1 protein-coding gene is annotated in these 443 nt (G+C 58.0%); it reads right to left on the reverse strand.

What is annotated here, in order from left to right:
- A partial coding sequence (locus EN852_RS41200; protein WP_210238286.1) for a hypothetical protein occupies nucleotides 1–365 on the reverse strand: 365 nt, incomplete at its 3' end.
- Nucleotides 366–443 lie beyond the last annotated feature (78 nt).

A 443-nucleotide genomic window follows, 5' to 3' on the forward strand; every position in this document is an offset into this window, starting at 1 on the left:
CCGATCTCAAATGGCGCGTTGAAGTGTTCCTTTATGATGTCGCGCTCATAGAGGCTGGTGCGGCCTGTGAAGCTGACTATACGGCCGCTAAGGTCGATCCGGCCGCGGCTGCGCTCGCTTAGACCTTCCTCAAGACGTTCAACGACCCAGCGGCGGGTGTCGTCCCATTCGGTGAACAGGATCAGCCTGCGATCCTTCCACTCGTGCTTGTCATCAAGCATCTCCGCTTCGATCCAGTCGAGCAACTTCTCGATGCGTTCATCCGGAGCGTCGCGAGTAGCCCCTGTAATCTTCAGCATCGCTTCGACATGAGCGATCGCGGCATTTAGATCGCCAAGTTCGCTCCTTGCTTCGTCGGTGATCAACTCGATCAGATCGTCGCTTTCAACGACGTCCTCAGCGATGTCCTCGCCGACGGTCAGCCGCTCCTGCCGTCGTTGCAG

It is taken from the genome of Mesorhizobium sp. M2E.F.Ca.ET.209.01.1.1, from assembly GCF_004010375.2.
Classification (GTDB): domain Bacteria; phylum Pseudomonadota; class Alphaproteobacteria; order Rhizobiales; family Rhizobiaceae; genus Mesorhizobium.